Here is a 19,241-nt window from a genome sequence, read left to right on the forward strand (position 1 = left end):
GCCATGAGTGAATTGATTACCTTGACCGCCGCAGAGCTGGCGGGCAAGATCGCCTCTGGTGAGGTTTCGTCTGAAGAGGCGACGCGCGCTCACCTCGCGCAGATCACCGCCGTGGACGGCGAGTTGAACGCGTTTCTCGCGACGAATGAAGACGCTTCGCTCGCCGCGGCACGTGCCATCGATGAGCGTCGTGCAGCAGGGGAGTCCCTAGGCGAGCTCGCGGGCGTGCCGCTCGCGGTGAAGGATGTGCTCGTCACGACCGACATGCCCTCGACCTCGGGGTCGAAGATTCTCGAAGGTTACCGCTCGCCGTTTGACGCGACCGCGGTCGCTAAGGCTCGCGCGGCCGGTCTCGTGTCGATCGGCAAGACCAACATGGACGAGTTCGCCATGGGCTCTGCCACCGAAAACTCGGCCTACGGCCCCACGCGCAACCCCTGGAACACCGAGCTCGTGCCCGGTGGTTCGGGTGGCGGCTCGGCCGCTGCTGTGGCGGCATTCCAGTCGCCGCTCGCGCTCGGCAGCGACACCGGTGGCTCGATCCGGCAGCCCGCCGCGCTCACCGGCACAGTGGGCGCAAAGCCCACCTACGGCGGTGTAAGCCGTTACGGTGCGATCGCGCTTGCCTCATCGCTCGACCAGATCGGCCCCTGCGCGCGTACCGTGCTCGACACCGCGCTGCTGCACGATGTGATCGCCGGGCACGACCGTCACGACTCGACGTCGCTGGACTTTGCATGGCCGTCAATGGCTGCGGCCGCCCGGGGCGGCGCCGATCCGGCGACGCTGAAGGGCCTGCGCGTGGGCGTCGTCAAGCAGCTGATGCTTGATGGCGTGCAGCCGGGCGTGAAGGCGCGTTTCGAAGAAACGCTCGCGCAGCTGACCGCCGCGGGCGCCGAGATCGTCGAGATCGACGCCCCGCACTTCGAGTACGCGGTGGCAGCCTACTACCTGATTTTGCCCGCCGAAGCCTCGAGTAACCTCGCGAAGTACGACTCCGTGCGGTTTGGCATGCGCGTCAACCCCCAGGGCGGCGGCACCGTCGAAGACGTCATGAGCCAGACTCGCGCCGCGGGCTTTGGCGCCGAAGTGAAGCGCCGCATCATTCTCGGTACATACGCCCTTTCTGCCGGTTACTACGACGCCTACTACGGCAGCGCGCAGAAGGTGCGCACACTGATTCAGCGCGACTTTGCTGCTGCGTTCGAACAGGTTGACGTGATCGCATCGCCCACCGCGCCCACCACGGCGTGGAAGCTCGGTACTCACGGCGGCGACCCAATGCAGGACTACCTGAACGACGCGACCACCATTCCAGCGAACCTCGCGGGGCTCCCCGGCCTCAGCCTGCCAATTGGCACCGCCGCAGAAGATGGCATGCCCGTGGGGCTGCAGCTGATGGCGCCCGCGTTTGAAGACGCGCGGCTCTACCGGGCGGGCGCCGCAATCGAGCAGCTCACCGCCGACCGCGACGGCACTCCGTTCTGGGCGCAGGCGCCCACCCTTGCAGGTAGCACGGCACGAAAGGCAGCGCACTAATGGCCAAGACCAAGCTGATGAGCTTCGAAGAGGCCCTCGAGAAGTTCGAGCCCGTCATCGGGCTCGAGGTGCACGTTGAGCTCAACACGAAGACCAAGATGTTCTCGTCGGCCCCCAACACGTTTGGGGCCGAGCCGAACACGAACCTGACGCCCGTGTGCCTGGGGCTTCCCGGTGCACTGCCCGTGGTGAACGATGAGGCGGTCAAGTACTCGATCCGCCTGGGCCTCGCACTCGGCTGCGAGATCGCAGAGGTCTCGGGCTTCGCGCGCAAGAACTACTTCTACCCCGACATGGCGAAGAACTATCAGATCTCGCAGTTCGACGATCCGATCGCACACGACGGTTCGGTCGAGATCGAACTCGCTTCGGGGCGTGTGGTGCACGTGCCCATCGAGCGCGCTCACATGGAAGAAGACGCGGGCAAGCTCAACCACGTGGGTGGGTCGACCGGCCGCATTCAGGGCGCCGAGTACTCGCTCGTCGACTACAACCGCGCTGGTGTGCCGCTCGTCGAGATCGTGACCCGCCCCATTTTCGGAGGCGAGGCAGATACCCCAGAAATCGCGTCGGCGTACGTTGCGACGATTCGCGAGATGGTGGTTGCGCTCGGCATTTCTGATGCACGCATGGAGCGCGGCAACATTCGCTGCGACGCAAATGTGTCACTGCGTCCCCGTGGTAACGAGGGTGCCGGTATGAGCGTACTCGGCACACGTACCGAGACCAAGAACGTGAACTCGCTGCGCTCGATCGAGCGTGCGGTGCGCTTCGAGATTCAGCGCCAGGCGCGCATTCTCGAAGATGGCGGCTCGATTACCCAAGAGACCCGTCACTGGCACGAGGACACGGGGGAGACCTCGCCGGGACGCCCGAAGAGCGACGCCGACGACTACCGCTACTTCCCCGAGCCCGACCTGGCTCCCCTCACCCCGTCGCGTGAGCTGGTCGAGGAGCTGCGGGGCACGCTGCCCGAGCACCCGACGCTGCGCACACGGCGCCTGAAGGCCGAGTGGCAGTTCTCGCAGCTCGAGTTCCAAGACGTCGTGAACGCCGGTCTTGTCCAGGCGATCGAGTCGACGGTGGCCGCGGGTGTTCCCGCTCAGACCGCCCGCAAGTGGTGGACGGGTGAGATCGCGCGTATCGCAAACGAGCGCCAGGCGCAGCCGACTGAGCTGATTACGCCCGAGCAGATCGGCTCGGTCGTCGAGCTCGTCGACGCTGGCACGCTCAACGACAAGCTGGCACGCCAGGTAATCGCCGGCATCATCGACGGCGAGGGCACCGCGAGCGAGATCGTCGAGGCACGCGGGCTCGCAATCGTCTCAGACGACGGCCCCCTGATCGAGGCCATCGATGCGGCGCTCGCGCAGCAGCCCGATGTGCTCGAGAAGATCCGCGACGGCAAGGTGCAAGCCGCTGGCGCGGTCATCGGAGCTGTCATGAAGGCGATGCGCGGCCAGGCCGACGCAGCGCGCGTGCGCGAGCTGGTGCTGGAGCGCGCAGCGCAGTAACTAGCGCACTAACTAGCGCGCGGCGCAACACGCAGGGCCCGGATCATTTGATCCGGGCTCTGCGTAGTTTGACGCGTGATGTGGGCAAAATGTGGGCGCATCGCGCCAGGTGCAAACGAAAAGACCCGGCCCCGCAAAAGCGGGGCCGGGTCTTTTGGTACCGGATACGGGACTCGAACCCGTACACCTTTCGGCAGCGCATTTTGAGTGCGCCGTGTCTGCCAATTCCACCAATCCGGCGTGCGTTCTTTAATTGTAATCGGACCGCACTGGTGCGGTGCCAAGAAATACCTTAGCGCACATGAGTGGGCTAATATAAAACGGTTGTCTGGGCGGGGTGTACGGCGAGTCGCGCCAGCGTTTCTCGGAAGATACACGAACTGGAGTTGTGAGCGGTGGCTAAAACACGGTCGACCGTGCGAAGTGTGCAGTTTCTGCGTGCTCTCGCGGCCCTCGCTGTTGTTTACTTTCACGCCGTGGCTGAGGGGGGCATCTTCGCGCTTCCAGGCACCGGTCCCTGGGGCGTCGACGTCTTCTTTGTGATCAGTGGATTCATTATCGGCACGGTCGTGTTCGGCAGCCGCAAGCAGTTTCTGCGCCGTCGAGTGATTCGCGTGGTGCCGCTGTATTGGATCGCGACGCTCACGTGGGCGGCGGCGGTGCTGCTCATGCCCTGGCGTGCAAACTCGACCGTGGTTGACGCGGGAGGTCTCATTAAGTCTCTCCTCTTCATTCCATATGCGATGCCAGAGCGCATGGGGCCCATTTTGCAGATCGGGTGGACGCTCAACTACGAGATGTTCTTCTATCTGCTCGTGGGGACGCTCCTCTTGTGCGTGCGCTCCACCCGCACCGCCTTGATTCTCGTGGGTGTCGCACTCGTGCTGCTCGTGTTCAGCGGCGTGATATGGCCAGGATCGAGCCCTGCGCTTCGGTTCTACCAAGACCCGATTCTGCTCGAGTTTCTGGCCGGCCTCGGTGTCGCGCTGGTCTACCGGCGAGTGCTCGCGCGCGCTACGTCAGCGCTCCCCGTGAAGACCTTGGGGGCCTCGCACGGCGCAACAGCTTGGGCGTGGCGTGGTATTGCTGGTATGGGTGCGGTGTTCGCGCTCGGCGTGCTCATTGCGCAGGACCTCGGAATCATCAGCCTGGTGAGCGATGTGCGCGCGCTCTACTACGGGATACCTGCCGTGCTGCTGCTCGTGTGTGCACTGGTACTCGAACCGCTCATTCGTGACGGACTCGTGACACGCGTGTTGCTCGAAATCGGCGATGCCAGTTATGCCATGTATCTGTTTCATCCGATTGTGACGGTGTTTATCTCGCAGGTGCTGCTGGGCGACGTGATTCGGGGAGCGGCGACTTCGATGCGTGTGATGCTGCTCATCGCAACTATGATCGCGGTGACCCTTGTCAGTATCTTCATCAACCGGATCATCGATGCGCCTATTCAACGCCTGCTGAGACAGCGCCTCACCCGCACGAAAGGCTTGGCTACGCAAGCATGAGAGTCGCGACCCGGTGAATCGTCTGAGTATTCAGCAACATTAAAAGTAACAATGTCGTAAACTGGTGGAGTGAATGACCAGAGCACTGCCCCGAGCGCTTCGCGACGCGTTGTCGTCGCCGAAGATGAATCCCTGATCCGCCTCGACATCGTTGAAACGCTGCGTGACAACGGCTTTGACGTAGTTGGTGAGGCCGGTGACGGTGAAGAGGCCGTTCGCCTCGTTGAAGAGCTGCGCCCCGACGTCGTCGTAATGGACGTCAAGATGCCCAAGCTTGACGGCATCTCGGCTGCCGAGCAGATCAACAAAGACAACATCGCGCCCGTCGTACTGTTGACCGCGTTCAGCCAGGCCGAGCTTGTGAAGCGTGCAAGCGAGGCTGGCGCGCTCGCCTATGTCGTAAAGCCCTTTACGCCGGCCGATCTGATCCCCGCGATCGAGATTGCGCTGTCGCGCTTCGAGCAGATCGCAACGCTCGAGAGCGAGGTCTCTGACCTCGCCGAGCGCTTTGAGACGCGTAAGCTCGTTGACCGCGCCAAGGGGATCCTCAACGACAAGATGGGACTGTCGGAGCCCGAGGCGTTCCGCTGGATCCAGAAGGCGTCGATGGACCGCCGCCTGACGATGCAGGACGTCGCGAAGACGATCATCGATCAGCTCGGCCCGAAGAAAGACGCCTAAGCGGCTTTCGATAGCATCGACTGAACTGTAGAAGCGGCCCCGGGAGAGTCTCCCGGGGCCGCTTCTACGTGTACGACCACAAGGCCACTACTTGACGCGCTTATAGAAATTCGTGATGCGTATGGTCGAGCACCGGTTTCCGGCTTCGTCGCTGACGATGATCTCGTGCACCGCGACCGATCGCCCGATCTTGATCGGGGTGCATACCCCCGTGACAGTGCCGGATCGAGCGGAGCCAGTGTGCGTGGCATTAATGTCGAGCCCGACACCCACGTGCCCCTCGGGTGCCATGAGGTTCGCATGCATCGAGCCGAGCGTCTCACCTAGCACCACGTAGGCGCCGCCGTGCAGCAGCATGATTGGCTGAGTGTTGCCCTCGACGGGCATTGTGGCGACGGCGCGCTCGGGCGAAAACTCCCGCATCTCGATGCCCATCTTCTCGGCGAGCGCGCCAAGGCCGCGCTCGCGCACGTAAGCCAGAGCCGCCTCGGGCGTCGGGCTCCCGGCACTCGGCGCAGGTGAGGTGAAAGTAGTGTCAGACATCGAAAAAAGAGCCTTTCGAATGCGCCAGGGCCGAGCGCTCGCAGGCGACGGCTTGTAGGCTGGGGAGGTGTCGAATACGCCTCAGCCTACCCTCATGATCATCGACGGCCACTCGCTGGCCTTCCGCGCCTTTTACGCGCTTCGCCCCGAAAACTTTCAGACCCAGTCCGGGCAGCACACGAACGCGGTGCACGGGTTCATCTCGATGTTCATCAAGCTTCTCGCCGATGAGAAGCCCGATGCCATCGCGGTAGCCTTTGACATCTCGCGTCACTCGTTTCGCACTGAGGAATACCCGGAGTACAAGGGCACGCGTGGTGAGACTCCGTCTGAGTTCAAAGGTCAGATCCCGCTTCTCCAAGAGGCGCTCCGTGCAATGGGCGTCACCACGCTTGAAAAGGAAAACTACGAAGCCGACGATATTCTCGCGACGCTCGCCACGCGTGGCGCAGCCGGAGGCTACCGTGTGCTGGTCGTGAGCGGCGACCGAGACACCATTCAGCTCGTCGACGAGCGCATCACTCTGTTGTACCCGTCGAAGCAGGGTGTCAGCGAGCTCACTCGGTATGACGGCGAGAAGGTGTTTGAACGCTACGGCGTGCGCCCTGAGCAGTACCCCGAAATCGCGGCTCTCGTGGGCGAGACAAGCGATAACCTGCCGGGGGTGCCGCGGGTGGGCGAGAAGACCGCCGTGAAGTGGATCAACCAGTTTGGCTCGCTCGACGAGATTCTGCGCCGTCAAGACGAAATCGGCGGCAAGGTGGGGGAGAGCCTGCGCGAGCACGCGCACCTTGCGGTGCGCAACCGCAGGCTCAACCGTCTCGTGCGCGATGTCGAGCTCGAGGTGCAACTTGACGACCTGATGCGCGGAGTCATCGACATGGACGCCGTGTCGGAGGTGTTTGCGAAGCTCGAGTTTCGCACGCTGTTGCAGCGCGTGGCGAAGCTCGCCGGGGCTGAGATCAGCCATGATCCGGCGCAGCCAGCTGCGCCACTCGCGCCCGAACGCCCCGAGGCCAAGCACCTCATTGATGAGGAGCTGGGGGACTGGCTTGCAAAGCACCCGAGCCCGGCCGTGCTGATTCGTGAGGGGCTCGCGGGCCTCGAAGTGGGCCTTGCAACCGAGGAAGCGACGGTCAAATTTGAGTGGCTCGTGGGTGGCCGCGATTACGGTCAGTTCGAAGCTTGGCTTGCTTCAGACGCCCCGAAGGTGTTCTATGACGCGAAGTCGCAGCTTGAGCTAGTGCAGCGTGCCGGCGCAGAGGTGGGGGGCATTGCCGGTGACCTGCTGCTCGCGGCCTGGCTGTTGCGCCCTGCGACAGCAGAGAAGAACCTCGGTGACGCGGTGATGCGGTTCTTGGGCGAAGAAGTACCGGCCGGTGACCCCAACCAGCTTGTTCCAGACGAAGAGAACACCGCAGACGCTGCAGCGCTGGCGTGGTACCTGGTGCGCGCTCACGCGGTGGCGGTGTCTCGGTTCGAGTCGCGCACAGGCGAGATTTACACGGATATCGAGCTCCCGCTGGTGTCAGTTCTCGCGGCGCTTGAAACCCGCGGCGTCGAGATCGACCTGCCGCTGCTTGAATCTCACCAGGCTGAGCTCAAGGATCGGGTGGCCGAGCTGCAGCAGCGCGCCTTTGACGCGATCGGTCGTGAGGTGAACCTGTCTTCGCCCAAGCAGCTGCAAGAGGTGCTTTTTGAGCAGCTCGACATGCCGAAGACGCGTAAAACAAAGAGCGGATACACGACTGACGCGGCAGCGCTCGCAGACCTGCAGCTCAAGAACCCGCACCCGTTCCTTGATGCGCTGCTATCGCACCGTGAAGCGAACAAGATGCGTCAGATGGTTGAGACGCTCATCAAAGCGGTGGGTGATGACGGGCGCATTCACACGACGCTCGTGCAGACCGGATCGAGTACTGGCCGCCTGTCGTCGACCGACCCGAACCTGCAAAACATTCCGGTGCGCTCAGAGGAGGGGAGGCGCATTCGAGAAGCGTTCATTCACGACCCCGAGTTCGATACGCTCATGACCGCCGACTACTCGCAGATCGAAATGCGCATCATGGCCGATCTGTCGCAGGACGCGGGGCTCATTGAAGCGTTTAACGCGGGCGAAGACCTGCACCGCTTCGTGGGCTCGCGCATCTTTGGTGTTGAGCCCGCTGAGGTGACAAACGAGATGCGCTCGAAGGTTAAGGCGATGAGCTACGGCCTCGCATACGGTCTCTCGGCCTTCGGGCTGTCGAAACAGTTGGGTATCTCGGCGGCCGAGGCGAAGCAGCTCATGAGTGATTACTTCGAGCGGTTTGGTGGGGTGCGTGATTACCTGCGCTCGGTCGTGGAACAGGCCAAGCGCGATACCTTCACCGAGACGATCTTTGGTCGTAGGCGCCCCTTCCCTGAGCTCACGAGCCCCAACAGGATTTTGCGTGAGAACGCCGAGCGGGCCGCGCTCAATGCGCCCATTCAGGGGTCGGCGGCCGACATCATCAAACGCGCGATGATCTCAGTAGAGCGCCGTATGCGCGAGGCAGGCATGCGTTCGCGCATGCTGCTGCAGATTCACGATGAGTTGATGTTCGAGGTAGCCGCCGGCGAATGGGACACGCTCGAGTTGATCGTCCGCGAGGAGATGGCGGGTGCCGCGGAGCTTGCTGTTCCCCTCGAGGTGCAGGTGGGACACGGTGTCAACTGGAACGCGGCCGCGCACTAGTCATGCCGGGCGTGTCACGGGTTGATTCCGGCGCAAACATGCAGATATGATGGGGTGTCACATTTGTGGCGACCAACCAAGTCCAATGTGGGAGTGCCTCGCGGGTCTCGATGCGTCGAGATTCGGCCCAAACTGGGTGCGCACCCGCCTGAATATCCTGTCCATCTGGAGACCAATTTCATGACGAACGTAACGACTGCTAGCAAGCAGGTTGCAGTAAACGACATCGGCTCGGCCGAAGATTTCCTTGCAGCAGTCGAACTGACTATTAAGTCCTTCAACGACGGAGACCTCATCGAGGGCACCGTTGTGAAGATTGACCGCGACGAGGTGCTCCTCGACGTCGGATTCAAGACCGAGGGCGTCATTCCCTCGCGCGAGCTGTCCATCAAGCATGACGTGAACCCCGACGAGGTTGTTCAGGTCGGCGACGCCGTTGAGGCGCTCGTGCTCCAGAAGGAGGACAAGGAAGGCCGCCTGATCCTGTCCAAGAAGCGTGCTCAGTACGAGCGTGCTTGGGGCGACGTGGAGAAGATCAAGGAGACCGAGGGCGTCGTTACCGGCACCGTCATCGAGGTTGTCAAGGGCGGCCTCATCGTTGACATCGGCCTGCGTGGCTTCCTCCCCGCATCGCTCATCGAGCTGCGTCGCGTACGCGACCTGACCCCGTACCTGGGTCAGGAGATCGAGGCAAAGATCCTCGAGCTCGACAAGAACCGCAACAACGTGGTGCTTTCGCGCCGCGCGCTGCTCGAGGAGACGCAGTCGGCGACTCGCTCGTCGTTCCTCGCCGAGCTCAAGCCCGGCCAGGTGCGCAAGGGCGTCATCTCGTCGATCGTCAACTTCGGTGCATTCGTCGACCTGGGCGGCGTGGACGGCCTCGTGCACGTCTCCGAGCTCTCGTGGAAGCACATCGAGCACGCCTCTGACGTTGTCGAGGTTGGCCAGGAAGTTACCGTCGAGGTGCTTTCGGTGGAGCTGGACCGCGAGCGCGTTTCGCTCTCGCTCAAGGCTACGCAGGAAGACCCCTGGCAGGTATTCGCCCGCACCCACGCGATCGGCCAGATCGCACCGGGTCAGGTCACCAAGCTCGTTCCCTTCGGCGCGTTCGTTCGCGTTGCAGACGGCATCGAGGGCCTCGTGCACATCTCTGAGCTCTCGGACCAGCACGTTGAGCTCGCCGAGCAGGTTGTGGCCGCGGGCCAGAGCGTGTTCGTCAAGATCATCGACATCGATCTCGAGCGCCGCCGCATCTCGCTCAGCCTCAAGCAGGCGAACGAGGGCGTCGACCCCGAGGGCACCGAGTTCGATCCGGCTCTCTACGGTATGACCACCGAGTACGACGAGAACGGTGAGTACAAGTACCCCGAGGGCTTCGACCCCGAGACGCAGGAGTGGAAGGAAGGCTTCGAGAGCCAGCGCGAGAAGTGGGAGCAGGAGTACGCTGCTGCCCAGGAGCGTTGGGAAGCCCACAAGAAGCAGGTTGCACAGATGGCTGCAGAGGCCGCTGCTGCTCCCGCTGCGCCCGCTCCCTCCTCGACGTTCTCGAGCGACCAGTCGTCGACCGGTGCACTCGCCGACGACGCCGCGCTTGCAGCACTCAAGGCACAGCTCGAGGGCAACTAATCCTCGGCACTAGCTGCTAACCGCTAAAGGCCCGGTCCCCATCACGGGGGCCGGGCCTTTGGCTTTTAGGCCACCACTCAACCACACGATAGAGTGTGCGCATGCTACTTGTCGCGCTTACTGGCGGAATTGCGGCCGGAAAATCGACCATCGGCGATCAGCTCGAGAAGCTTGGTGCGCTGCGAATCGACGCGGATCAGCTAGCGCGCGACGCGGTGGCTCCCGGATCGGCCGGCCTCCGCCAGATTGCTGGGCGCTTTGGGAGGGCAGTCGTCACAGCTGAGGGCGAGCTGGATCGCGCGGCGCTCGGCAATATTGTGTTCTCTGACCAGCAAGCGTTAGGCGACCTAAATGGCATCGTGCACCCCGAGGTGCAACGGCTCTTGAACGCGCGTTTGAAGGAGATCGAACGCGCCGAGCGTTTGGGCGGTGAGCCCGCGATCGTCGTATACGAGATTCCGTTACTCGCTGAGACAGCAGCAGGGCAGAGGGCCTGGGACCTCGTTGTAACCGCTGAGGCCCCCGTCGAAACCCGGGTCGCGCGCATGCAAGAACTGCGCGGCATGAGCGAAGCGGCCGCCCGTGCGCGGATCGCTCAGCAAGCAGATGAGGCCTCGCGGCGAGCTATCGCAGACGAGGTGATAGACACGGGCGTGACCCCCGAGCAGACGCGCGACCAGGTGCTGCGCCTCTGGGCAGTGTTGAAAGAAACACAGGCGGGGTAACTTATGTGAAGGTTATGCGCGAGCGAATTCGGCGAGCCAGTCGAGACGCAACTGAGCGATAAATGCGATGACGATGAAGCACAGCAGCACTGCGACCCACGCCCACGAGCGCAGCTGCGTGAAGAACGATCGTGCGGCGGCAGGCACGGGCACCTCACCCGAAGCGTACGGTTGCGCCACGCTAAACCAAAACAGGGGAATCGTTACAGTCCAGACGACCATGCACCACGGGCACAGTGTGCCGAGCACAAACACGCTCTGCGTGAAGAGCCAGAACACGAAGACAATGCCGAGCAGCAAGCCCACCTGGTAGGACACCCAGAACCAGCGTGAAAAGCGTGCGCCCGCGAGCAGGGCCGCCCCCACAAACATGGGGGCCATGAACGCTGCGACACCAATGATGGTGTTGCTGAAACCCAAGATCGAACCCTGCCACGAATCCATGTTGGGGCCGCACGTCACCAGAATGCTGACGTTGCAGTTGGGTACGTAATCAGTGAGCTGCAGCGTCTTGATGTACTCGGTCAGCAGCTCGAACGAAGCAAACCATCCGATCGCGCCAGCGATCAACGAGAAGATAGCGAACGCGTAGGGGCGAGCAATCTGACGAGGGGCCTGCAGTGTGCCCTGGCTTGATTCAACGTGCATGACCTGAGCATACTGCGCGCGGCTGATGCACACCTGGTGCAAAGCTGGCCTTGAAGCACGAGAGATTAATCTGTGCGACAATCATGCGCTACGCAGGCGACACGTGGCATAATGAAAGCGGTGTGAGGCGTGAAAAATACGTTGAACACATACAGTCTTTTGGCGGTCTCCCGACCGTCACCGGTCCAAGAGCGACCGAGCGCGAGCGCCAGCGCCTCGCGGGGAACACATTCGCGGCACCCACCGCACGAAAAGGTTGCCGGAAGAGCACATCTCTTCCGGAAAGAGGAGACACCAGCAATGGTGAAAAACACAACAGAAGAATCCGTAGTACCCGAGGGTACCGAGCTCGCCGTAACGTCAGGCTCGACCCTGGAAGCGGCGCAAGGTGCAACACCCGAAGAAGGGGCAGCGGCTACGGCCGAGACTCGCGCAGAGTCCTCGTCAGAAGCAAAACCAGAAGCAAAGTCAGAGGCGCAGCCACTGGCCGAGATGACACCAGAGGAACGCTTCCGCGCGACGACGAAGCTCATCTTCTTGGCGCCCGATGTGCCCCCGATCCCGCCGCGGCCTCGCCGAAGCGAGATCTTCCGCAGCGATGCGCACCGTGCAGAGTCGCACCGTGCAGAGTCGCACCGTGCAGATTCGCACGAGTCACGTCGCGGCGACAGCCGCAGGGGTGACGGGTACCGGGGGGACGCCTTCCGCGGTGACTCGTTCCGCAGCGAAACCTACCGCCGCGATACACGCGGTGACAGCCACGCGAGCGACTTCCGTCAGCTGGACGAGCTGCTCGACGACCACGCCCCTCACGATCGTGATGGCCACGGCTCATACGACACTGATGGCGAGCGATCCGGATCGCGTCGCACGCGCCGCCGCGATATCGATGATGACGCGCCGCGCCGCGAGCGTCGCCAGGCCCCGGTCGTGACCGAACCGCAAAAGGTGCGCGGGTCAACCCGTCTCGAGGCGAAGAAGCAGCGTCGCCGGGATGGCCGCGACGCGGGTCGCCGCCGCAGCGTGATCACCGAATCAGAATTTCTGGCTCGCCGCGAAGCAGTCGACCGTGAGATGATCGTGCGCACGACGGCCGATCGCGTGCAGATTGGCGTGCTCGAAGATAAGGTGCTCGTCGAACACTACGTCGCACGCTCGAGCGAGAGCTCGTTGATCGGTAACGTGTACCTGGGGCGCGTGCAGAACGTGCTGCCCAGCATGGAAGCCGCATTCGTTGATATTGGTCGCGGCCGCAACGCCGTGCTCTACTCAGGCGAGGTTGACTGGTCAGAGTTCGAGGGTGGCAACACAGCTCGCAAGATCGAGAACGCTCTCAAGCCCGGCGATCAGGTGCTCGTTCAGGTGACGAAGGATCCGGTAGGGCACAAGGGAGCCCGCCTCACCAGCCAGATCTCACTCCCCGGCCGCTTCTTGGTCTACGTGCCGGGCGGCGCGATGAACGGCATTTCACGCAAGCTGCCCGACACAGAGCGTGCGCGTTTGAAGAAGATCCTCAAGGAGGTGCTGCCCGGCGGCGCAGGAGTCATTGTGCGCACCGCAGCTGAGGGAGCCACCGAAGAGCAGCTGACGCACGACGTTGAGCGTTTGACACGCCAGTGGGAGTCGATCCAGCAGCGCGTCGCGAAGGGTGGCGGCCCCGTCTTGCTGCACGCTGAACCCGATGTGCTCATCAAGATCGTGCGTGACGTCTTCAACGAGGATTTCCACCGCATGCGTATCTCGGGCGACGACACCTACACCGTGATTGAGAACTATCTCGGTCAGGTGGCGCCAGACCTGCTGCTGCGGGTTGAGAAGTTCGAGAGTGAACGCGACATCTTTGATGAGTATCGCGTGACCGAGCAGATCGCTAAGGCACTCGACCGCAAGGTCTGGCTGCCGTCGGGTGGATCTCTCGTGATCGACCGTACCGAGGCGATGACGGTCATCGATGTCAACACGGGCAAGTTTGTGGGCTCGGGGGGCAACCTCGAAGAGACCGTCACGAAGAACAACCTTGAGTCTGCCGAAGAAATCGTGCGCCAGCTGCGCCTGCGCGATATTGGCGGCATCATCGTGATCGACTTCATTGACATGGTGCTTGAGTCGAACCGCGACCTGGTGTTGCGTCGTCTCGTGGAGTGCCTGAGCCGCGACCGCACCAAGCATCAGGTGGCCGAGGTGACCTCGCTTGGCCTCGTGCAGATGACGCGTAAGAAGCTGGGTCTCGGGCTACTCGAATCGTTCAGCGAGGCGTGTGAGACCTGCGCGGGGCGCGGTGTGATCGTGCAGCACGATCCCGTGAGCAGGCATCGCAGCGAGGGGAACCCGCGCAACGCGAAGCGCGGGCGGGGCAATCAGCAGCACCAGTCACACCAGTCACACCAGTCACACCAGTCACACCAGTCACACCAGGCTCAGCAGCACCCCGAGGCCAAGGCGCAGACTCACGCGATTACCGACGGTGCCAAGAATATGCTCGCGCAGGTGGCAGCATCGACGCTACCGGTCAAGCATGAGGACACGGCAGAGTCAGTTGCAGCGCAGCTCGCCGCCGCCGTCGATGCGGCAGCGGCGCGCAAAAATGGTGGCGCGGCAAGCGGCGCAAAGTCTGCACCGGATTCGCCCAAGGCCAGCTCCGGTGTGACCGGGCGTGTGCGTTCGCGCCAGGCGACCCAGGAGTCCACGCCGCAGCAGGACGAGGCGAAGCCAGTGTCGACAAGGCCAGAGCCGGTTAAATCGGAGCCAGTGAAGTCCGAACCTGTGGCTGCGAATTTGCTGGACTCGGTGCTCTCGGCGCTACCCGACGCGCCAGCCGCGGGTCAGGGGCGTGCGCGTCGACGGGTTTCGACCGGCCAGACCCAGGGCGGTACTGTAGCAGCACCTTCGCAGTCTGCTGCGCCTGAGGCGGCCACTGATCCGGCGCAGGCGGCGAAGCTCGCTCTCGCTGAAGCGCTCGATGCGACCGCCAAGCGACGTGACGCGGATCGCGAATAAATCGCGCGTCGCATTTGACCTGAGGCTTCGGCCTGGGATAATATTGACCGTTGGTGCCACCCTTTTCTGGGCGGTAGACAGACTTCGAGCGCGACACGGTCGTGACTCGGTATGTATGACAAACCTTAAGAAGAGGGTGTGAAGTGGTTTACGCAGTAGTGCGCGCAAGCGGCCGGCAGGAGAAGGTCGAGGTTGGCTCGATCATCACGGTGAATCGTGTTCAGGGTGATGACAACGGCAAGCTCGAGCTTCCCGCTGTTCTGCTCGTTGATGGCGACAAGGTGACGACCGATGCGGCTGAGCTCGCCAAGGTGACGGTCACCGCTGAGGTGCTCAACGACCTTCGTGGTCCGAAGATCATCATCCAGCGTTACAAGAACAAGACCGGTTACAAGCGCCGCCAGGGCCACCGTCAGGACCTGACGCGCCTCAAGGTTACCGGCATCAAGTAAGCGCTTTCGCGCTACTACTAAAGGAGTAGAGACTCATGGCATCCAAGAAGGGCGTCGGCTCAAGCAAGAACGGCCGCGACTCAAACGCACAGCGCCTCGGCGTGAAGCGCTTCGGCGGACAGGAAGTCAACGCGGGCGAGATTATCGTTCGTCAGCGTGGCACGCGCTTCCACCCCGGCGCGAACGTCGGCCGTGGCAAGGACGACACGCTGTTCGCACTCGCTGCGGGCGCGGTTGAGTTTGGTGCGAAGGGCGGCCGCAAGGTCGTCAACATCGTGACGGCCGCCTAACCACATTAGGCAACTCACGGCGAGGCGGGCTTCGGCTCGCCTTTTGCCGTATATAGCGAGGGAATTTCAGCATGGTAACGTTCGTGGACCGGGTCCAGCTCTTTTTGCAAGCGGGGCGCGGTGGCAATGGCTGCGTCTCGATTCACCGCGAGAAGTTTAAGCCAATGGCCGGGCCTGACGGCGGAGCGGGCGGGCACGGCGGCGATATCGTGCTGCTCGCAGACCCGCAGGTCACGACCCTGTTGGAGTACCACCGCCGCCCCCACATCGCCGCGAAGAACGGTGGCTACGGCGCCGGCGACTGGCGGTCGGGCGAAAACGGCGGCGAACTCGTGCTCCCGGTGCCCGTCGGCACCGTGGTGAAAGATGCGGCGGGGGAGACTCTGATCGACTTCACCGAGCCGGGTATGCGGTACGTCGCGGCCAGGGGCGGCATCGGTGGTCTCGGCAACATGGACCTCGCAAGCCCAAAGCGCAAGGCCCCCGGCTTCGCACTGCTCGGTACCGCGGGCTGGGCGGGTGAAGTTACCCTCGAGCTCAAGACAATCGCTGATGTCGCCTTCGTTGGCTACCCCTCAGCGGGTAAGTCGAGCCTGATCGCTGCCATGAGCGCCGCGAAGCCCAAGATTGCCGACTACCCGTTCACGACGCTGCACCCCAACCTTGGGGTCGTTCAGGCGGGCGAGTACCGTTACACCGTCGCCGATGTGCCCGGTCTCATCGAGGGCGCGAGCGAGGGGCGTGGCCTCGGCCTCGACTTCTTGCGCCACGTCGAACGCTGCAGCGCGCTGCTGCACGTGCTCGACTGCGCAACCCTCGAGCCCGGGCGCGACCCGCTCTCAGACCTCGACGTGATTCTGGCAGAACTCGGCGCCTACGAAGTGCCCGAGGGGCAGATCCCTCTCCTGGAGCGCCCCCAGCTCATCGCGCTCAATAAGATCGATGTGCCCGAAGCGCGTGATCTCGCCGAGATGGTGCGCCCCGACCTTGAGGCGCGCGGCTACCGCGTATTCGAAATCTCAACGGCCTCGCACGAGGGCTTGCGTGAACTTGGGTACGCGCTCGGTGCACTCGTCGAGACCGAGCTGAAGTCTCGCGAGGAAACCGTCGCGCCACAGCCCCGCATCGTGCTTACGCCAAAGCCCGTCGACCGTGCCGACTTCCGCGTAAAGACAGAGGGCGGCAGCTACGGCACCATCTACCGTATTCTCGGCGAAAAGCCCGAGCGCTGGGTCGAGCAGACTGACTTCACGAACGATGAGGCCATCGGCTATCTCGCTGACCGGCTCCAGAAGATCGGCATTGAAGACGGGCTGGTCAAGGCCGGTGCAGTGGCTGGCTCAACCGTCGTCATCGGCCCTGGTAAGGGCGTTATTTTCGATTGGGAGCCGACGCTCACGAGTGCCGCCGAGGTGCAGGTTGGTGTACGCGGCACCGACGAACGCATCGACGGTGGGGCAACGCGACGCACCAACAAGGAGCGCCGCGCCGACTACCAAACCCTCATGGATGCAAAGACTGAGGCGCGTGCACAGCTGGAGCGTGAGCGCGAATCCGGAATGTGGGGTACTGACGAGTGAGCACGGGGGAGAAGCTGCTCGCGGCCCGCAGAGTCGTCGTAAAGGTCGGCTCATCGTCGGTAAGCGGTGACAACGCCGGCAACATTCCTCGGTTGGTGGCTTCGCTCGCGAAGCTGCACGCGGCCGGCGCCGAAGTGATGCTGGTGTCGAGCGGCGCGATCGCGACGGGTGTGCCATTTCTGAACCTCGATGAGCGGCCCGACGACCTCGCGACGCAACAAGCGGCTGCCGCCGTCGGCCAGAATATCCTGGTGAACCGCTACCAGCGCGCGCTCACCACCCACGAGATCGTCGCAGGTCAGGTGCTGCTCACCGCGCAGGACTTTGAAAACCCCACGCACAGGGGTAACGCTCGGCGTTCGCTCGAACGGCTGTTACAGCTGGGCATCCTGCCGATCATCAACGAGAACGACACGGTCGCAACCCACGAGATCCGGTTTGGCGACAACGATAGGCTCGCGGCCCTGGTCGCGCGCCTCTTGTGCGCCGATCAGCTGGTGCTCCTGTCTGACGTCGACGCACTCTACACGGCACCCCCGAACATCGTGGGGGCGAAGCGTGTTGCCCACGTACCCTACGGCGATCCCCTCGCCGGCATCACGATCGGTGAGAGCCAGTCGGGGTGGGGTACGGGCGGTGCGTCTACCAAGGTGCAGGCCGCCCAGCTCGCCACCGAGGCTGGCGCCGCAGTGCTGTTGACAGAGACGAGTTTGCTCGGCGCAGTGCTCGACGGCGGCGATCACGGAACCGTGTTCGACGCGGCCCCTGGGGCATACGCGCCCGGGGCGTAATTTTCAACACCAACGCGCGCCCGCTTAAGAGTTGACGGGGCGCGAGATAGGCTGACCTCATGTCAAGTGATGATCGGTTTGTGACCACCCTCGAACGAGCGCGTACCGCCGCGAAGTCGCTGGCGACGGTCTCGACGGCTGCGAAGAATCGCGCGCTCGCTTCGATCGCCGATGCGTTGATCGAGCACATCGATGAAATTGTTGCCGCGAACCTCATCGACCTCGCTCGGGGTGAAGAGCAGCAGATCGGCGAGGGGCTTCTCGACCGGCTGCGGCTCGATGCCGGTCGCATCACGGCCCTCAGTGATGCGGTCCGCGAGATCATCGGTTTGCCCGATCCGGTTGGCCAGGTGGTGCGCGGCGGCACGCTCGAAAATGGCGTCGCCATTAGTCAGGTGCGTGTGCCGTTTGGAGTTGTGGGGGCGATCTACGAAGCGCGCCCCAACGTCACGGTCGACATCGCAGCGATCGCGCTGAAGAGCGGTAATGGCGCGGTGCTGCGCGGAGGGAGCGCGGCCGAACACACGAACCGTGTGCTCGTGCGCGTGATCCAGGCCGCTATTTCACGCACCGGCCTCGAGGGCGATGCGATTCAGACGATCGATGAGTTTGGGCGCGAGGGCGCCGCCAGGCTCATGCGCGCACGCGGCTACGTCGATGTATTGATCCCGCGCGGTAGCGCAGGCCTCATCTCTACCGTCGTGCAGGAGTCGACGGTGCCCGTCATCGAGACCGGATCGGGACTCGTGCACGTCTACGTCGACGAGTCCGCAGACGCTGAGATGGCTGTCTCGATCGTGAAGAACGCAAAGACACACCGGCCCAGCGTGTGTAACGCTGCAGAAACCCTGCTCGTGCACAGGGGCGCCGCGGGTCGCGTGCTCCCGCAGATCATCGCGTCGCTGCGTGACGCGGGCGTGAGCATCGAAGCCGATGCCAGGTCTCTCGCGCTCGCGGGCGGCGCGCCCGGCGAGGCAGCTTCTGCGCCTCGATCCGGATCTATCCAAGCTGCGACCGAAGCCACCTGGGTGACCGAGCATCACGCGCTTGAAATGGGCGTCAAGATTGTCGATTCAATCGACGAAGCGATCGCGCACATTGATCGCTACTCGACGCGGCACACCGACGCGATCGTCACGGGCGATTACCGCAACGCTGAGCGGTTCCTCGCCGAGGTGGACTCGGCCGTCGTGATGGTGAATGCCTCGACGCGTTTCACTGACGGTGGCGAGTTCGGGTTCGGCGCTGAGGTAGGAATCTCCACGCAGAAACTCCACGCGCGCGGCCCCATGGGGCTGCAAGAACTCACGAGCACTAAGTGGCTCGTGCGCGGTGCGGGCCAGATTCGCTAACCAAACCCGGTAGACTTATTTTCGATTATCCAATTCGCCATGAATGCAGAGGTCTCAATGTCTGTTCTCGCCACGCTAGCTCTTGCAGCTGAAGAGGGAGGGCACGTTCTTAACGAACTGCCGATGCCCGCAATCATGTACGGCGTGATCGTCTTTTCGCTGTTCCTGGTGATTGCCGCCGTGACGTTCTCGTTCCGTGATGTTGCTAACCGTCACTCAGCTAAGGCTGAGGCGTACGCGCGTGACCACGGCACCGATCACGTAAAGCACTAATCAGGT

Annotated in this window: 16 protein-coding genes and 1 tRNA gene; 14 read left to right on the forward strand and 3 right to left on the reverse strand. The window is 63.1% G+C overall.

The window, feature by feature from the left end; genetic code table 11:
- The first annotated feature begins 3 nt into the window (after window positions 1–3).
- A complete protein-coding gene (gene gatA / locus ACXR2W_RS00575; RefSeq protein WP_458816574.1) occupies window positions 4–1,539 on the forward strand; it encodes an Asp-tRNA(Asn)/Glu-tRNA(Gln) amidotransferase subunit GatA in 1,536 nt (511 codons plus the stop codon).
- On the forward strand, window positions 1,539–3,053 hold the full coding sequence (gene gatB, locus ACXR2W_RS00580) for an Asp-tRNA(Asn)/Glu-tRNA(Gln) amidotransferase subunit GatB (RefSeq protein ID WP_458816576.1): 1,515 nt from the start codon (window positions 1,539–1,541) through the stop codon (window positions 3,051–3,053). Before gatA ends, gatB begins: the two co-directional genes overlap by 1 nt.
- A gap of 155 nt (window positions 3,054–3,208) precedes the next feature.
- On the opposite strand, the gene ACXR2W_RS00585 is transcribed toward gatB, so the two are convergent.
- Window positions 3,209–3,293, reverse strand: a tRNA-Leu gene (locus tag ACXR2W_RS00585).
- A 185-nt stretch (window positions 3,294–3,478) separates the two neighbouring features.
- On the opposite strand from ACXR2W_RS00585, the gene ACXR2W_RS00590 reads away from it, so the two are divergent.
- The gene (locus tag ACXR2W_RS00590) at window positions 3,479–4,561 is read left to right on the forward strand and encodes an acyltransferase family protein (protein ID WP_458816578.1); all 1,083 of its coding nucleotides are present in this window, start codon (window positions 3,479–3,481) and stop codon (window positions 4,559–4,561) included.
- 69 nt (window positions 4,562–4,630) lie between these two features.
- Entirely contained in the window at window positions 4,631–5,242 is a 612-nt protein-coding gene (locus ACXR2W_RS00595) for an ANTAR domain-containing response regulator (RefSeq protein WP_458816581.1), read from the forward strand.
- An 87-nt stretch (window positions 5,243–5,329) separates the two neighbouring features.
- On the opposite strand, the gene ACXR2W_RS00600 is transcribed toward ACXR2W_RS00595, so the two are convergent.
- On the reverse strand, window positions 5,330–5,785 hold the full coding sequence (locus tag ACXR2W_RS00600) for a hotdog fold thioesterase (protein WP_458815255.1): 456 nt from the start codon (window positions 5,783–5,785) through the stop codon (window positions 5,330–5,332).
- Window positions 5,786–5,879: 94 nt separating this feature from the next.
- On the opposite strand from ACXR2W_RS00600, the gene polA reads away from it, so the two are divergent.
- The 3 genes from polA to coaE all read left to right on the forward strand — a co-directional run bounded on the left by polA (window position 5,880) and on the right by coaE (window position 10,852).
- Window positions 5,880–8,501 (forward strand): DNA polymerase I, encoded by a 2,622-nt coding sequence (gene polA, locus ACXR2W_RS00605; protein ID WP_458815382.1) that lies wholly within the window; start codon window positions 5,880–5,882, stop codon window positions 8,499–8,501.
- A 180-nt stretch (window positions 8,502–8,681) separates the two neighbouring features.
- On the forward strand, window positions 8,682–10,127 hold the full coding sequence (gene rpsA / locus ACXR2W_RS00610) for a 30S ribosomal protein S1 (protein ID WP_458815257.1): 1,446 nt from the start codon (window positions 8,682–8,684) through the stop codon (window positions 10,125–10,127).
- A gap of 101 nt (window positions 10,128–10,228) precedes the next feature.
- Complete coding sequence (gene coaE / locus ACXR2W_RS00615) at window positions 10,229–10,852, forward strand: dephospho-CoA kinase (protein ID WP_458815259.1); 624 nt, start codon at window positions 10,229–10,231, stop codon at window positions 10,850–10,852.
- Between the two features lie 12 nt (window positions 10,853–10,864).
- Here coaE and ACXR2W_RS00620 read toward each other — a convergent pair whose 3' ends face one another.
- A complete protein-coding gene (locus ACXR2W_RS00620; RefSeq protein ID WP_458815261.1) occupies window positions 10,865–11,500 on the reverse strand; it encodes a vitamin K epoxide reductase family protein in 636 nt (211 codons plus the stop codon).
- Window positions 11,501–11,800: 300 nt separating this feature from the next.
- On the opposite strand from ACXR2W_RS00620, the gene ACXR2W_RS00625 reads away from it, so the two are divergent.
- From ACXR2W_RS00625 to ACXR2W_RS00655, 7 genes are all read left to right on the forward strand, one after another.
- On the forward strand, window positions 11,801–14,497 hold the full coding sequence (locus ACXR2W_RS00625) for an Rne/Rng family ribonuclease (protein ID WP_458815263.1): 2,697 nt from the start codon (window positions 11,801–11,803) through the stop codon (window positions 14,495–14,497).
- Between the two features lie 143 nt (window positions 14,498–14,640).
- Window positions 14,641–14,949 (forward strand): 50S ribosomal protein L21, encoded by a 309-nt coding sequence (gene rplU, locus ACXR2W_RS00630; protein ID WP_458815265.1) that lies wholly within the window; start codon window positions 14,641–14,643, stop codon window positions 14,947–14,949.
- Between the two features lie 35 nt (window positions 14,950–14,984).
- The gene (gene rpmA, locus ACXR2W_RS00635) at window positions 14,985–15,239 is read left to right on the forward strand and encodes a 50S ribosomal protein L27 (protein WP_017794367.1); all 255 of its coding nucleotides are present in this window, start codon (window positions 14,985–14,987) and stop codon (window positions 15,237–15,239) included.
- 71 nt (window positions 15,240–15,310) lie between these two features.
- A complete protein-coding gene (obgE, locus tag ACXR2W_RS00640) occupies window positions 15,311–16,819 on the forward strand; it encodes a GTPase ObgE (RefSeq protein ID WP_458815267.1) in 1,509 nt (502 codons plus the stop codon).
- A complete protein-coding gene (gene proB, locus ACXR2W_RS00645; protein WP_458815269.1) occupies window positions 16,816–17,610 on the forward strand; it encodes a glutamate 5-kinase in 795 nt (264 codons plus the stop codon). Before obgE ends, proB begins: the two co-directional genes overlap by 4 nt.
- A 59-nt stretch (window positions 17,611–17,669) precedes the next feature.
- Window positions 17,670–18,962, forward strand: a complete 1,293-nt coding sequence (locus ACXR2W_RS00650; protein WP_458815271.1) for a glutamate-5-semialdehyde dehydrogenase — start codon at window positions 17,670–17,672, stop codon at window positions 18,960–18,962.
- Window positions 18,963–19,085: 123 nt separating this feature from the next.
- Complete coding sequence (locus ACXR2W_RS00655) at window positions 19,086–19,235, forward strand: hypothetical protein (RefSeq protein ID WP_458815273.1); 150 nt, start codon at window positions 19,086–19,088, stop codon at window positions 19,233–19,235.
- The last annotated feature ends 6 nt before the right edge of the window (window positions 19,236–19,241 follow it).

Source organism: Leucobacter faecis, from assembly GCF_054456695.2.